General features: G+C 32.1%; 12 protein-coding genes. 4 read left to right on the top strand and 8 right to left on the bottom strand.

Annotated elements, in window-relative coordinates:
• Window positions 1–37 precede the first annotated feature (37 nt).
• Window positions 38–799: a carbon-nitrogen family hydrolase gene (locus ABRY23_01460; GenBank protein MFA3781713.1), complete on the top strand. Its 762-nt coding sequence runs from the start codon at window positions 38–40 to the stop codon at window positions 797–799.
• A 1,170-nt stretch (window positions 800–1,969) separates the two neighbouring features.
• Here the strand turns inward: ABRY23_01460 and ABRY23_01455 are convergent.
• The 8 genes from ABRY23_01455 to ABRY23_01420 all read right to left on the bottom strand — a co-directional run bounded on the left by ABRY23_01455 (window position 1,970) and on the right by ABRY23_01420 (window position 10,798).
• Complete coding sequence (locus ABRY23_01455) at window positions 1,970–4,567, bottom strand: putative LPS assembly protein LptD (GenBank protein MFA3781712.1); 2,598 nt, start codon at window positions 4,565–4,567, stop codon at window positions 1,970–1,972.
• Between the two features lie 32 nt (window positions 4,568–4,599).
• Entirely contained in the window at window positions 4,600–5,562 is a 963-nt protein-coding gene (locus tag ABRY23_01450) for an ROK family protein (GenBank protein ID MFA3781711.1), read from the bottom strand.
• 74 nt (window positions 5,563–5,636) lie between these two features.
• On the bottom strand, window positions 5,637–6,632 hold the full coding sequence (locus ABRY23_01445) for a Gfo/Idh/MocA family oxidoreductase (GenBank protein ID MFA3781710.1): 996 nt from the start codon (window positions 6,630–6,632) through the stop codon (window positions 5,637–5,639).
• A complete protein-coding gene (locus ABRY23_01440) occupies window positions 6,629–7,861 on the bottom strand; it encodes a type IX secretion system plug protein domain-containing protein (GenBank protein ID MFA3781709.1) in 1,233 nt (410 codons plus the stop codon). Before ABRY23_01440 ends, ABRY23_01445 begins: the two co-directional genes overlap by 4 nt.
• Window positions 7,861–8,100 carry a hypothetical protein gene (locus ABRY23_01435; GenBank protein MFA3781708.1) on the bottom strand — a complete coding sequence of 80 codons (240 nt, stop codon included), beginning with the start codon at window positions 8,098–8,100 and terminating at the stop codon, window positions 7,861–7,863. The genes ABRY23_01440 and ABRY23_01435 overlap by 1 nt, the downstream gene beginning before the upstream one ends.
• A 178-nt stretch (window positions 8,101–8,278) precedes the next feature.
• Window positions 8,279–8,995, bottom strand: a complete 717-nt coding sequence (locus tag ABRY23_01430; GenBank protein MFA3781707.1) for a pyridoxine 5'-phosphate synthase — start codon at window positions 8,993–8,995, stop codon at window positions 8,279–8,281.
• Window positions 8,996–9,067: 72 nt separating this feature from the next.
• Complete coding sequence (purU, locus tag ABRY23_01425; protein MFA3781706.1) at window positions 9,068–9,928, bottom strand: formyltetrahydrofolate deformylase; 861 nt, start codon at window positions 9,926–9,928, stop codon at window positions 9,068–9,070.
• A gap of 66 nt (window positions 9,929–9,994) precedes the next feature.
• Entirely contained in the window at window positions 9,995–10,798 is an 804-nt protein-coding gene (locus ABRY23_01420) for a CPBP family intramembrane glutamic endopeptidase (GenBank protein ID MFA3781705.1), read from the bottom strand.
• A 302-nt stretch (window positions 10,799–11,100) separates the two neighbouring features.
• On the opposite strand from ABRY23_01420, the gene ABRY23_01415 reads away from it, so the two are divergent.
• From ABRY23_01415 to ABRY23_01405, 3 genes are read left to right on the top strand one after another with little or no spacing between them, the layout of a single operon-like run.
• Window positions 11,101–11,556 (top strand): chemotaxis protein CheW, encoded by a 456-nt coding sequence (locus tag ABRY23_01415; GenBank protein ID MFA3781704.1) that lies wholly within the window; start codon window positions 11,101–11,103, stop codon window positions 11,554–11,556.
• An 11-nt stretch (window positions 11,557–11,567) separates the two neighbouring features.
• Window positions 11,568–13,058, top strand: coding sequence for a CheR family methyltransferase (locus ABRY23_01410; GenBank protein ID MFA3781703.1), 1,491 nt, complete (start codon window positions 11,568–11,570; stop codon window positions 13,056–13,058).
• A gap of 2 nt (window positions 13,059–13,060) precedes the next feature.
• A complete protein-coding gene (locus ABRY23_01405) occupies window positions 13,061–13,669 on the top strand; it encodes a chemotaxis protein CheW (protein ID MFA3781702.1) in 609 nt (202 codons plus the stop codon).
• Window positions 13,670–13,702 lie beyond the last annotated feature (33 nt).

Here is a 13,702-nt window from a genome sequence, read left to right as displayed (position 1 = left end):
GAAAAACTCATTCTAAAATATTTTATAAAAAAATGTGATGAAAATAGGCTTAGTTCAATACAACCCAGAATGGGAAGACCCGTCAAAAAATATAATCAAAATTGATAGGCTTTTAAGTGAAGTTAATACAAAAACAGATCTGCTAATTTTTCCTGAAATGACATTGACCGGTTTTACAATGCACGCCGAAAAATTTGCAGAAGAAATTGACGGGATTTCAACAAGATACTTTATTCAACTGGCTCAAAAAACTAAACAGCATGTTTTTGCTGGAACAATAGAGCGCTCAAACTCAAAGTTTTACAACACACTTTACCATTTCGACAACAATGGAATAATAACTGCCAAATACAGAAAAATACATCCTTTTTCTTATGCTAAAGAAAACATTTTCTATACTGCTGGTTCTGAAGTAGTTATAACTAAAATTGAACAGACAAAAATTGGTTTGAGTATTTGTTATGATTTGCGTTTCCCGGAGCTATATCGTTACTATGGCAAACAAAAAGTGGAAGTTATAATTGTAATTGCCAATTGGCCCATTACCAGAATTGAACATTGGGAGATATTATTAAAAGCACGTGCTATTGAAAACCAATGTTTTGTAGTTGGCGTTAATCGAGTTGGCAACGACCCATACTATAAGTATAATGGCTGCAGTTCGGTATTCGACCCTTTGGGAAATTCAATCTTAGAAGCTGGAGAGGAAGAAAAAATTTTTACTGTAGATGTAGACCTAAAAAAGGTAAGTGAAATACGAGAAAGCTTACCATTTTTGAATGATGTTAAGTTAATCTAACCCATACGTAGCAGACATCATAAAAAATTATGCGCGGACTTGACTCACCAAACGAGTTTGAGAATTCAACACTTTCAATGAGAACTCACTACATTGCGGAGTGATAGACTCCCACTTGTGGATTACCTTATTAGCTACTATTTTAACCCAAATTTTTCACCAGCCCGCGCTGGCAGGCTTGAAAAATTTGAGGTAAAATGAACATGCTCAAGATTAGCATATATTACGCATAATTTGGAATTATTGTCGTTAACTATTCCCGTTGCGCATTTTCTATCCACTCTCTGTGCCTCTCAAAATCTTATTAGTTAAATTTGTTACTAAGGTCAGCCACACTAATAACTTAACCTTTTACTAAGGTTATCTAATGTTTTCTACTTGCTTAATTACTTTCGCAAATTGTCTCTATCGCAAAAACCTTATCTCTTCTTTCCTTAACCTTAGTAACATGTCACATTCTTCATAGAAACACAACCTTATTAGCTTATCCCTCACATTTCTTCCTTTAAGCTAATAAGGTCTACCTCATCTTGACTGTCCTCCCTTATTAAGATTAACAACTTATGATAACCCAACCTTTTTACTAAGGTTATCTAATGTTTTTTTACTTGCTTAATTACTTTCGTAAATTGTCTCTGTCGCAAAAACCTTATCTCTTCTTTCCTTAACCTTAGTAACATGTCACATTCTTCGTAAAAACACAACCTTATTAGCTTATCCCTCACATTTCTTCCTTTAAGCTAATAAGGTCTACCTCATCTTGACTGTCCTCAGTTGTTAAGATTAACAACTTATGATAACCCAACCTTTTTACTAAGGTTATCTAATGTTTTTTTACTTGCTTAATTACTTTCGCAAATTGTCTCTGTCGCAAAAACCTTATCGCTTCTTTCCTTAACCTTAGTAACATGTCACATTCTTCATAGAAACACAACCTTATTAGCTTATCCCTCACATTTCTTCCTTTAAGCTAAATTTTCCACCAGCCTGCTGAGAGGCTAGAAAAATGGGAATTCATCCACGAAGTGGTGGATTCCCACACTTCGTGAAAAGTGAGTTAAACAAGTTACATGAATAGCAATAATAACTATGATGACATACCACAAAGTGGTAGATTCTCATGAATTTTTTGAATTAAATAAAGTATTAGCACAAAGATAGACCTATCATTTATCTTCTGCCAGAATATAGACCACCAGATTTTGTAACTTTTATATCCTGCAGTTCAGGTGCTTTCATTCTAATTTCTAATCTATAACCTCTGTAGTAACCTGTAGGATTCCAAGTAAAGTTTAGCTCCCAGCAGTGAAGGTCCCTATAAATAGTAATTTGAGGAGCAGTTATTTCTTTCCTTTCAAAATCATAACTACCTCTAATTGTAAACTTCCAATACTCAGTCAAATTAAAACTCATATTTAAACTAAGGTTTGAAAATTTAGTAGCCTCGTTAGGGGTAGGCTTAGATAAATTATAATTATAACTTAGACTTAAATTCCAAGGGATAGTAAAATCTACGGGTTGATTATCGTTATAGAGTGTAATGTAATCAGCTTTTTTAAATGCATTAAATCCCTCTTCCTCAGTTTCTTCTTTTGTTTTCTTAGTGGACTTAGCAGGTGTCTGCTTTTTACTCCCGCTAATATTGGTAGATATTGAAAAATTAAAATTAGTAAGGCGAAATAATCCTTTACCTTCTGAGGCTAAAAATTTGTTTATCTTTAATCCATCTTTAAAATCATAAAATGTGTAAGACGATGAGCCAGAAAAATCGAACAATTTGCCTACTTGCGTTCTGTAACTCAGACTCAAATCACTAAACTTAAGGCTATCGGCAGCAAAGTTATAGCCGATGTTAGCAGTTAAATTCAGCAATTGTATTTTGTTATCATCTAATCTATTCGTATCAGCCGGGTCTTTCAATGTTTTTATTTCGAAAACATTGCCAAGTGAGAAGTTCAGAAATTGTCTTTCACCGCTTGGAGCACCACCAAAAACTTCTCGATTAAATTTATCGTACCTTACGATGGTTCCATCTGCTTTTTTATACGAATCATAATAACCCCAATTATCGTTGGCAAAGTTTGGCTGGTACGAATAAGAAATTGACGGTATTAAAGTGTGTCGAAATGCTTCAATACCAAAAAGATTTGGCTGAAAAATTCCATACAATTTTGTTGATGCAGAAACGCCTAAGTCAAATGTCCTAACAGAATTTATTTCATTTATGTCTCTATTTACCGTAGAATCTTTGTAAGAAATTTGTCCACTTTTAGGATCCTTAACCGCAACCACATGGTTTTCAATTTTTAATCTCTTGTTGTACCATTTTTCTGTGTAATTTATTCTCGGAGATACATTAAAATAACCAATTTTAGGTGAAGCACTAAAAGCTAAATTATGTTGAATACCGCCACGTATGCTTAATGCACCATTAATTTTATTTCGTCTGTTAACAAATTGCCCAGTATAATTATAAGCAATTTGCTCATACCATTTTTGATTTGAAGTTGATAAACTGTTATCACTTTTAAATGGGTAAGTAAGATTTTTAGTAAAAGTAATACTTGGAAGCGTCTCATAAATATTTCCGCTCTGCAGATTTTGAGTTCTGCTGTAATTAATAACCAAATAATTGCCGGATTCATCCCATCTTTTGCTAAAAGTTGCATTTGAAATAATATCTTGTGAAAGAAGGTCATTATAATCCACTGCGTTGTTCGACAAAAAAGTTGATGACATGAACTGAAGGTTTGCATCAAGTCTTGTTGTAGGATTTAAATCTTGATTATGATACAACGAAAAATTCCAGTCAGTTTGTTCAGTTCTATTAGGGTCTGAAGGTTCACCTATTATTATTTTAGAATATCCTGCATTAATTGAACCATTGAAATCATAACGTTTAGCGTACCTAAATCTGCTTCGTAAACCATAACCTCCTTTTGTATAATAATCACCAGTAAGAGTTAAGTCGTAATAATCACTCAGTGCTAAAAAGTAGCCGAAATTTCTAAAGTACTGCCCTCTATTAGATATTTCTCCATAAGTAGGTATTATAACGCCGCTTCTTCTTCCAGACTGATTAGGTATAACAGCGAAAGGTAGAGGGATAGGGAGCGGAACTCCGCCAATCCACATTAAAATCCATTTGGCAATAATCTTATCGTTTTGAATAACTTTCATTTCATTTGCGGTAAAGTAAGTGTGAGGGTCTTTTTCATCGCAGGTTGTAAACATGCCATTTTTTACAAAATAAGTATTTTGGTTAACTTTTTTTACTTCGTCGCCTTCGTAGCGCGAGTCTTGTTCTTGATTTTTTGCCATCGAAATATAGCCTTGGGTAGTCTTAAAATTATATAATAACATCTTACCCTCGTACGTTTCACCGTTTTCAGTAAGGACCGGTGTTTCTTTTAATTTTACTTTTGCAGTATCAGAAGTATCAACAACGCCGCTTGCTTCCAAAAGATTTTTTTGATAATCAATAGAAATTTTGCCGCCGCGTAGCTCAGTATCTTTGTACTTTAGGTCACCTTTTCCAAAGAGATACATTTTCTTGTTTGTCACGTCGTAGAATAAAGAATCTGAAGAAGTTGCATAAATAACTGCTTCTACATCATATTTTTTTGATTTTTTATCAATATTATTTTCTTTTGGCGAGGAAGTATCGCTTACGGCAGTATTAGTTATTGGTATGTTAAGGGAATCTTTAACTTGTGCTGAAATTAGATTAACAAATAAAAATAATATTAAGATTCCATACCATTTCATTGTATCGCAATATTAATTATAAAGAAACAACACTAACTAGACTTATAAAACACCAAAGCAGAAGCGCCCTTAATTCCGGCATCATTTCTTAGTTTTGCAGGTATAACTTTCACTCTCGATTTAAAAGGAATCATCACTCTACTTTTAATTGCTTTTTCAACTGCATTAAAAAGTGGTTTACCAAAACCTGCCACGCCGCCGCCAATAATAACATTAGTGATATCAAAAATATTTATAACTGAAGCAAGACCATAGCCTAATTTTTCCCCGGCATTTTCAATAATTGAAAGAGCAAATTCATCATTCATTGAAGCTGCATCACTAATCAATTTAGGTGATAACTGAGTATTTGGGTCCTGCAGCATTTTAGCAATTAGTGAGTGCGGGTGGTCAGGCAGTTGCTGTTTAACATTATTAACCAAATAACTATTCCCGATATAAGTTTCTATGCAGCCTTTGGAACCACATTTGCACAAAGGACCGTTATAATCAATTGAAGAATGTCCAATTTCACCTGCACCGCCTGTTTCGCCACGATAAATTTTTTTGTTAATTATAATTCCACCGCCAACCCCAGTACCTAATGTAATCATTATAAAATAATTTAATTTCTTACCTGCACCGTAAATCAATTCGCCAATTGCAGCTGCGTTAGCATCATTTTCTACTACTACTTTTTTATTGAATTCCTCAGCAATTAATTTCCCTAATGGTACTTTCTTCCAGCCGGGGAAATTTGGCGGATCAGCAACAATCCCCTTTTCAGTTATAATTATACCAGGCGAACCTATACCAATACCTTCTATCTTTATTTTTTGACCATCTAACAATTTGTAAATACCAGCTATTATCTGCGATACTACCCTTTTTGGTCCATCAGCAGCAAGGCTATCAATACTAATTTTCTTTTTAATTTTTCCAAGTTGGTTAACTAAACCAATTTTAATTGATGTTCCTCCAAGGTCAACACCAACAGCAATTTTTTCTTTCTCCATATTTTCCCCTTTAAATTAGAAAATTCATTTTGCATTTAACATATATATTGGACGATTAATAATTAAGAATGTTATTACGCAAAAAAAACCTTTGAATCATTTATTTTATTAATAATCATTTCAGCTACCTTCAACGCTCTCAGTCCATCATAGCCACTTACAACAGGCTTCTTACGATAAACAGCAGCATCGATAAAAAGCTCTAGTTCATATTTAAGTGCGTTAATTTCTTTTATTTCAGGTTGTTCGTAAACAACTAACTTTTTTTTATCCCCTATTCCCATTTCACCAAAAGTTATATAATGACCTTCTTTCATTTCGTGCGGTGAGATTAATCTATAGACCTCAGAAACGCCAGTTATAAAATCTAAGCTAATATAACCATCTCTTTGGAAAATTCTCATCTTTCTCATTTTCTTTTGAGAAATTCTGCTGGCAGTTACATTTGCAACTGCACCGTTTTCAAATTCTAACCGCGCATTTGCAATATCGATAGTATCAGAGACAACGCTAACACCGCTTGCGTAAATATTTTTTACTTCACTTTTAATTAAGCTTAGGATTATATCAATGTCGTGTATCATTAAATCTAAAACTACTGCTACATCTGTACCGCGTGGATTAAATTGTGCTAATCTATCTGTCTGAACAAACAATGGATTTAAATTGTACTTTTCAAGTGAAATTAACGCAGGATTAAATCTCTCTACATGACCAACCTGTAAAATTAAATTTAATTTATCTGCCGTTCTAACAAGTTCTTCAGCTTCTGAAATTTTAGAAGTAATCGGTTTTTCAACAAATACATGCAGTCCATAATCTAATGCTTTTTTCACAACTTGATAATGTGAACTAGTAGTAGTAGCAATCACAACCAAATTAATTTTGTTAAATAATTCTTCTAAACTTTGATAAGCAGAAGTATTTATTTGTGCGGCCACTTGTTCAGCCTTATTAAAATCCAAATCAAAAATTCCTATCAATTCACATGATTCAATTTCATTTAAAAGTTTTGTGTGAAGTGTGCCTAAATGACCTACCCCAACTACACCTATTTTCGGTTTGTTCATAAATCACCACTTGTAATTTTAGAATATCCAATTATTGTAGGATACCCGCCATAGTTTTGAGATTGATAATAGAGAAAAACATGATAATCGTGTTTCGCTTCCCAAAAATTTCCTTCCAATGTAAGCCAGTTTATATCTTTAACTGAATCAGAAGACACAATACCTGTCACATACTGATAATCATAAACACCTCTTTTCAATTCTATAGTTATAGACATCAAGCCATTATCATCGCTCAGCATGTAAGATGGCAAAACCTGCCAATTATTAAATGAACCCACTAAAAAAATCGAACTATTAATATTTTCTAAAGGTCTAATTTTAAAAACAACATTCATATACTGGGCGTAATCATCTTTATAATTAACTAATTTAGAACCTCCTTTAAAATCGTTATGATGAAATTTATAGAAATCAGAAGTTTCTATCCTTTCAAAATGGGCATTAGTTAATGGAGGCACATATTTATTTTTATCCAATAAATTAACCTGTCGATAATTATTGCCTGGCAGAATATCCCTTATAGTAAAATTAAATTTACTGAACCCATCCCAGCTGTAAAATCGATTGTTTGTTATTTCCTTTTTTATAATGAACGGATAATCAAACTTTTGGTTTTCTATAATTTCTAAGTGCATAATATTTTCTGGGAATAAAGAATCCGGCAGTTCAAAAGATGTACTAATATCAATTGCTCTTCCTAGTTCAGAATTATCAGGTGCTATGCCTTCTAACCTGTCCTTTGAGATGGAGACATGTAAGTTTACTTGCGGGTTTATTACAACAAACCGTCCAGTAGCGAGGACATTATTACCGCCTGCTTGTTCGTAAATAAAATATTTCCACTTACCCGAAAAAGGGAAAGTAACATCCTTATTAGGGAAGTGACCAATGTAGTGATATCTTGCACCATTAACAGTAATTGGCAGACTTTCCAGCCACAAGTTATATGCTGTGTTATAGCCGGGATTCAACAAAAAGATATTTTCAATTGGGTTCCACTGCTGATCGCAATACTTAAAATTAATAATCAAATTTGGTGAATAATCACTTTGGACATCGAACTCAATTGTTAATGAACTTAGATTTTTATCCTGCATATTTATAATTGGAGCGGCAGTTTGGTCAATTGAATTGTAAGTACGTAAGCTCTTAATTAAAATGCTTTGGGAGTAAGTCAACCAACTAAAGGGAAAATAAAAAAAAAGGAAGAGTAAAAAACTGGGCATTAAAAAATCTCCACGCACTTAATAGAAGAATAAGGCACAAAAATTTTATAAGTCTGCTCTTCTCTCTTAGCTTCAAGCAATAGGCCGTCATCAAAAGCGTCAATAAGTTTACCTGTCTTAAAAACTATTTCATAAAAAGTTGGGAATTCATCATCTTTTTTACCGTAAACTACACCATAATTTTCGAATAAAGTTATGTTTAACACTTTTCCGACAAATTCCTTCCAATTCATTTTCATATACATAACTTATTTAGTTATAAAAAACGAATGAAAAGTAGTCAAAACTTTTATACTTTTCAAAAAGTCAACTGTCCGAGACAACAACTTTATTGCGGTTAACTAATTCTTGCACATTACTTTTACCAAAATTAAGGTTAAAGTTATCGTTTACTTTATAATAAGTGAAGCAACATGATTAAGCTCTATTTATTATTTGAATCATTTCTTTAATTGCCTTTTCGATACCGACAAAAACAGAGCGGGCTATAATGGCATGACCAATACTTACCTCATCAATATCTTTAATTGCAATAAATTCTTTCATGTTATTGTAGTTTAATCCATGTCCAGCATTTACACCCAGTCCTAATTTCTTAGCATGTTTCGCAGCTATTCTAATGCGTTCTAATTCATCAAAAATCTCCTCTTCGCTAATTGCATTAGCAAATTTGCCGGTGTGTATTTCAATAAAATCAGCATTAATTTCAGAAGCAGCATCTATTTGATTAATATCTGGCTCAATGAACAAAGAGACAGGAACCTCTGCATCATGTAGTCTTTCAACTGTGTTTCTTAAGTGATTTATGTTATCTATTACATTAATTCCACCTTCGGTAGTAAGTTCTTGTCTTCTTTCCGGTACTATGGTTGCTAATTCGGGCTGAACATCGCGAGCTATTTCAATAATTTCATCAACAGCCGCCATTTCAAGATCAAGTTTAGTTGTAATCAATTCTCTAAGCAGTCTTACATCGCGTTCATTAATGTGTCGTCTATCTTCGCGCAAATGAACAACAATTCCATCGACGCCGTATTGTTCAGCCATTAAAGCAAATGTAATTGGATCAGGTTGAACTTCTCCCCGTGCATTTCTTAATGTTGCTATATGGTCAATGTTTAGAGAAAATTTCATATTCCCTCCTTAAATTGTCTATAAAAAAAATAATTAAAATTATGGAACAGCAGTGCTTTTGCTTTATTATGCTCATTCAAAAATAATTGTTTTATTGCCACGTACTAAAATACGATGTTCAGAATGGTAGCGAACTGCCCTGGCAAGTACAAGTCGTTCTAAATCTCTCCCCTTTCTTACTAAATCGCTCAAAGAATCACGATGAGTTATTCTAATAATATCTTGCTCAATGATTGGTCCTTCATCAATAATTTCTGTTACATAATGTGCAGTAGCACCTATAATTTTTACCCCGCGTTGATAAGCTTGTTTATATGGATTGCCGCCAACAAAAGCTGGTAGAAAGGAATGATGAATATTTATAATTTTGTTCTTATAGTGCTCAACAAATTCTTTTGAGAGTATTTGCATATATCTTGCCAATATAATCGAATCAATCTTAAATTCATCCAACAGACGGAGCTGCTTTCTTTCCTGTTCTAATTTATTTTCTTTTGTTATTGGAAAATAGTAAAAAGGAATCTGATAATAGTCGGCTAAAGATTTTAGTTCATCATGATTAGAAATTATTAAAGGAATCTCAATAGAAAACTCACCTAAGTGCATCCGCCAAAGCAACTCGTGCAAACAATGTTCATGCTTTGAAACAAAAACTGCAGTACGAATTTTTTCATCACTAAAAAACAATTTCCAATCCGCATTAAACTCTTTTACCATAGGTAATAGTGAGTCGCTTAAGTGTTCTGACTTTATAGCAAAATTATCCATATCCCACACTATTCGTATAGAAAATATTTTCTCATCAGCATCAACATGTTCATCCAAATCGACGATATTTCCATTGTGCTCGAACACGAAGTTGGAGATGCCAGAAACTAAGCCTTTACGGTCTTTGCAAGTAAGCAATAAAATTGCCTTTCGTGAGTTTTCCATAAATTTTTTTTGTTGAACTAAAGACAAAAATAGCTGAACAAAACAAAAATTGTATCAACTGTACAACTATAAAGTTTTCGTTATTATTTTTAAAATTGAACTTAAACCTACGCCATACTCATTATACCTGTATCGCAGAATTGAAATCAAATCAATTGAAAAAACGGTAGTAAAATGAATAACAACTCCATAGAAAAATGATCTGGTTCGTAAAGCAAGTATTCCCAAAATAATTGCTCCTAAAATAGCACCAAAAGCTTCAGCAACAGGTTTTCCATTATGCAAAATTACGAACGGAATCATTTGAACAAAAATTGAATAAAAACCAAATTTTTCTTCCAAACCAAAAAGCATATATCCCCGCCAAATGAACTCCCATGCAACAATGTAAATAAAAAGAAAAATTTCGAATAAGAAAAATATGTTCCAATTGTATTTTGTTAAATATAAAAGTGGGTATTGAGTGTAAAAGTCTTCTGTTGCAGATGCAAACCAAACAATTATAAGCATTATTGCAATAAGCATCATGCTTATTGAAATACCTTCCTTATATTCCCCCAATTTCATTCCATAATTTTTTATTTCTTCTTTGAACCAGAATTTAATGATAAGCAAGGGAATTATTAAGAACACAATGAAGTCACCTAAAAACCAATACAAAAACTCATACAAATCAACATTTGGATTGTCTACAAAATACTTGTAGTATAAATTCTCATGAAAAAAGTTTCTTGAAGTATAATACCAAGAAAGAATTTCCAACACTGCCACAGAAAGAAAAATTATAATGATTTTTCTATCTACCCGACTTAATTCTTTCACAGCATCTTTAATAATCAGCTTAAATCTTTTCATAGAAAATTCTATCATTTAGCTCTAATGTTTTTTCTCATACAATATCAGTTTCGCAGAAGACCTTTAAGCAAATTTTTTTATTGCACTTATATCGATTAATTTTTAATTTATAAAGTAGATGGTAATCAGAATTTTATTTCTTGTTATGTTCTTATAAAAAGTTTTAGTTTATCTAATCATATTGTTGATTTATAAACTAAGTTATGTTTTACCCTAAACATTAATTAAAACAACTAAAAGATACCTTTTCTGATCTTTTTTCCCTACTGGATTTTTATCTGCCATTTTCTGTCAATAATCTAACAATATTTGCTTATATGAATATTGAAGAACAAATAGTTGTTTTTGTAATTGATAATAGCAAATACGCACTTAACCTTTCGAATGTAGAGCGTGTTATACCCTCAGTTGCAATAACAAAACTACCTGAAGCTCCGGCAATAATAGAAGGAATAATTAAAATTGGGGAGCAAATTATTCCTATCGTAAACACAAGAAAACGATTTCATATAGCTGAACGCAAAATAAATATATTCGACAAAATAATAATCGTTCGTACAAAAAAAAGAATAATTGGCTTAATTGTAGACAATGTAGAAGGCGCTATTGAACTTGGGGGTAGAAAACCGGTGCCAGCAGAAAAAATTCTTCCTAAGTTAAAATTAATCAGTGGTGTTATTCAATTAGATGACGGGTTGGTGTTAATCCATGATGTAGATGAATTTCTTTCTTTAGATGAAGATAAAAAATTAACAAAAGCATTAGAAAAATAGAAAGGTATAAAGTGATTGAAAGTTCGCTTTCGGCTGAGCTGCTTGATTTAGCAAGTAATATTATTGCTGATAAACTTGGTCTTTCATTCCCTCAAGATCGATGGAAAGAACTTGAAAGAGGTATTATGCAAGCAGCGCAGGCATCCAACAAAAAAAATGTTGAAGAGTACTTGCAGTCATTACTCTTATTCAGTTTATCTGAGAACGAGTGTGAAATTCTTACTAGTTATTTAACTAATAGTGAAACATATTTTTTCAGAGACGAAAAGCTTTTTGACGCACTTAAGTTTCATATTCTACCATCTTTAATAGAATCTCGAGAAAAAGAAAAGCGTTTACGGATTTGGAGTGCTGGATGTAGCACAGGTGAAGAGCCATACTCCATTGCTCTTCTGCTTAATCAACTAATACAAAACATAGATGAATGGAATATTACTATTCTCGCTTCTGATATTAATCCAATCTCTATCGAAAAAATGAAAAAAGGACTATATAATGAATGGTCTTTTAGAGGTGTGCCTGCATTCTTAAAAGAATCTTGTTTTACAAAAGTTCAAAATGGACAGTATGAAATTCTTAACAAATTTAAGAAAATGATTACTCCTGCAATAATTAATCTTGCAAAAGATAATTTCCCATCATTGAATAATAATACAACAGCAATGGATATTATTCTCTGTAGAAATGTGCTCATGTACTTTAATTATGATACAGTTAATAAAACAATAAACAACTTCTATAACTGCTTAGTAGATAACGGCTGGTTAATAGTCAGTCCAAGTGATTTTTCTCAAATACTATTTTCCAAATTTTCTTCTGAATATTACTTAGAAAATATTCTTTATAGGAAAAATGAAAATAGGAGAACAATTGATTCTTACTCTGAAACCCAAAAAAACCTAACATACAATAACTTATTAAACGATATAACTAAACAAGAACTTACTACAAACAATAATAGTAATAAGATCAAAAAAAGTTCTACAGAAAAAACTCTTGATAGTACCACTGTAACTTACCAACGAGCGTGCGAACTTTATTCAAAAAATAAATTTACTGAAGCTGCTGATTTACTCTCTCAGTATTTGAATGAAAAGCCTAACAATTCCGCAGCATTCATATTATTAGCAAGGATATATGCAAACTTGCAAAAATTAGTTGAGGCTTCATTTTATTGCAAAAAAGCTATTTCGATTGACAGCCTTAATCCAATTAATTATTATTTATTTGCAGTTATACTTCAAGAGCAAAATTGTTTAGAGGAAGCGTTAAGTGCTATCAAAAAAGCAATTTACCTTGATAAAAACTTTGTTATTGCATATTTAACAGCAGGTAATATACTTAGTAAACTTGGGAAAATTAAAGAAGCAAAAAGAAATATTAGAAGTGCGCTTTCAATACTTAAAAAATTTCATGATGATTCAATTGTACCTGAAAGTGACGGCTTAACGGTAAAGCAAATAAAAGAGTTAATAAAAATTTCTTACAATATTGAGATATAAAAATGGTACGTTTTTTATCATTTGAAAAAGTTAACAGTTCACAAAAGATTAATTGGGAGAAAATAAAAAAACAAATAAAAGATGCTGAAATGTCACTTACCCAAAATTTTAGTGTAGACATAGATACACAAAACAAAATTCTGGAAAAACGTGCGAGCTTGTTTGCTCGTGAATCTAAAGAAGATAAAACTTCTTCCGTATTAATCGAGACATTAGAATTCATAATCGCTAACGAAATTTATTGCCTTGAATTAAAATATATAAGTGAAGCAATCAAGTTAAAAGAAATAACAAAAATAAATGCTGTTTCTCCGCATCTTTTAGGTTTAGCAAATGTCCGCGGTAAAATTATTAGCATTATTGATATAAAAAAAATTTTTGACTTACCTCCAGAAAATCTTTCTAACCAAAACATCGTTGTAGTAATCCAGTTAGATAAGATAAAATTTGGTTTCGTAGTAGATAAAATAATAGGTATATCAAAAATAAAGTTAACCGATGTTCAAGCACCTCCTACTGCTTTGACAGAGAAAAAAACTGAATTCTTAATGGGTATTACAAAAGAGCATAAAATAGTTCTTGATGGAGCTAAACTTATTACATACAATTAGATTAAAGGCAGATAACCATTACTATACACAAGA

The sequence above is a fragment of the Melioribacteraceae bacterium 4301-Me genome (assembly GCA_041538185.1).
Lineage (GTDB): Bacteria > Bacteroidota > Ignavibacteria > Ignavibacteriales > Melioribacteraceae > Pyranulibacter > Pyranulibacter aquaticus.
The sequence above is the reverse complement of the archived record's forward strand: the minus strand, read 5'-3'. Positions and strand labels throughout refer to the sequence as shown.

What these genes read in the sequence shown, in the direction of transcription:
- ABRY23_01460 (MFA3781713.1), top strand. Translation starts at nt 38, where the DNA reads ATGAAAATAGGCTTAGTTCAATACAACCCAGAATGGGAAGACCCGTCA.
- ABRY23_01455 (MFA3781712.1), bottom strand. Translation starts at nt 4,567, where the DNA reads ATGAAATGGTATGGAATCTTAATATTATTTTTATTTGTTAATCTAATT.
- ABRY23_01450 (MFA3781711.1), bottom strand. Translation starts at nt 5,562, where the DNA reads ATGGAGAAAGAAAAAATTGCTGTTGGTGTTGACCTTGGAGGAACATCA.
- ABRY23_01445 (MFA3781710.1), bottom strand. Translation starts at nt 6,632, where the DNA reads ATGAACAAACCGAAAATAGGTGTAGTTGGGGTAGGTCATTTAGGCACA.
- ABRY23_01440 (MFA3781709.1), bottom strand. Translation starts at nt 7,861, where the DNA reads ATGCCCAGTTTTTTACTCTTCCTTTTTTTTTATTTTCCCTTTAGTTGG.
- ABRY23_01435 (MFA3781708.1), bottom strand. Translation starts at nt 8,100, where the DNA reads ATGAAAATGAATTGGAAGGAATTTGTCGGAAAAGTGTTAAACATAACT.
- ABRY23_01430 (MFA3781707.1), bottom strand. Translation starts at nt 8,995, where the DNA reads ATGAAATTTTCTCTAAACATTGACCATATAGCAACATTAAGAAATGCA.
- purU (MFA3781706.1), bottom strand. Translation starts at nt 9,928, where the DNA reads ATGGAAAACTCACGAAAGGCAATTTTATTGCTTACTTGCAAAGACCGT.
- ABRY23_01420 (MFA3781705.1), bottom strand. Translation starts at nt 10,798, where the DNA reads ATGATAGAATTTTCTATGAAAAGATTTAAGCTGATTATTAAAGATGCT.
- ABRY23_01415 (MFA3781704.1), top strand. Translation starts at nt 11,101, where the DNA reads ATGAATATTGAAGAACAAATAGTTGTTTTTGTAATTGATAATAGCAAA.
- ABRY23_01405 (MFA3781702.1), top strand. Translation starts at nt 13,061, where the DNA reads ATGGTACGTTTTTTATCATTTGAAAAAGTTAACAGTTCACAAAAGATT.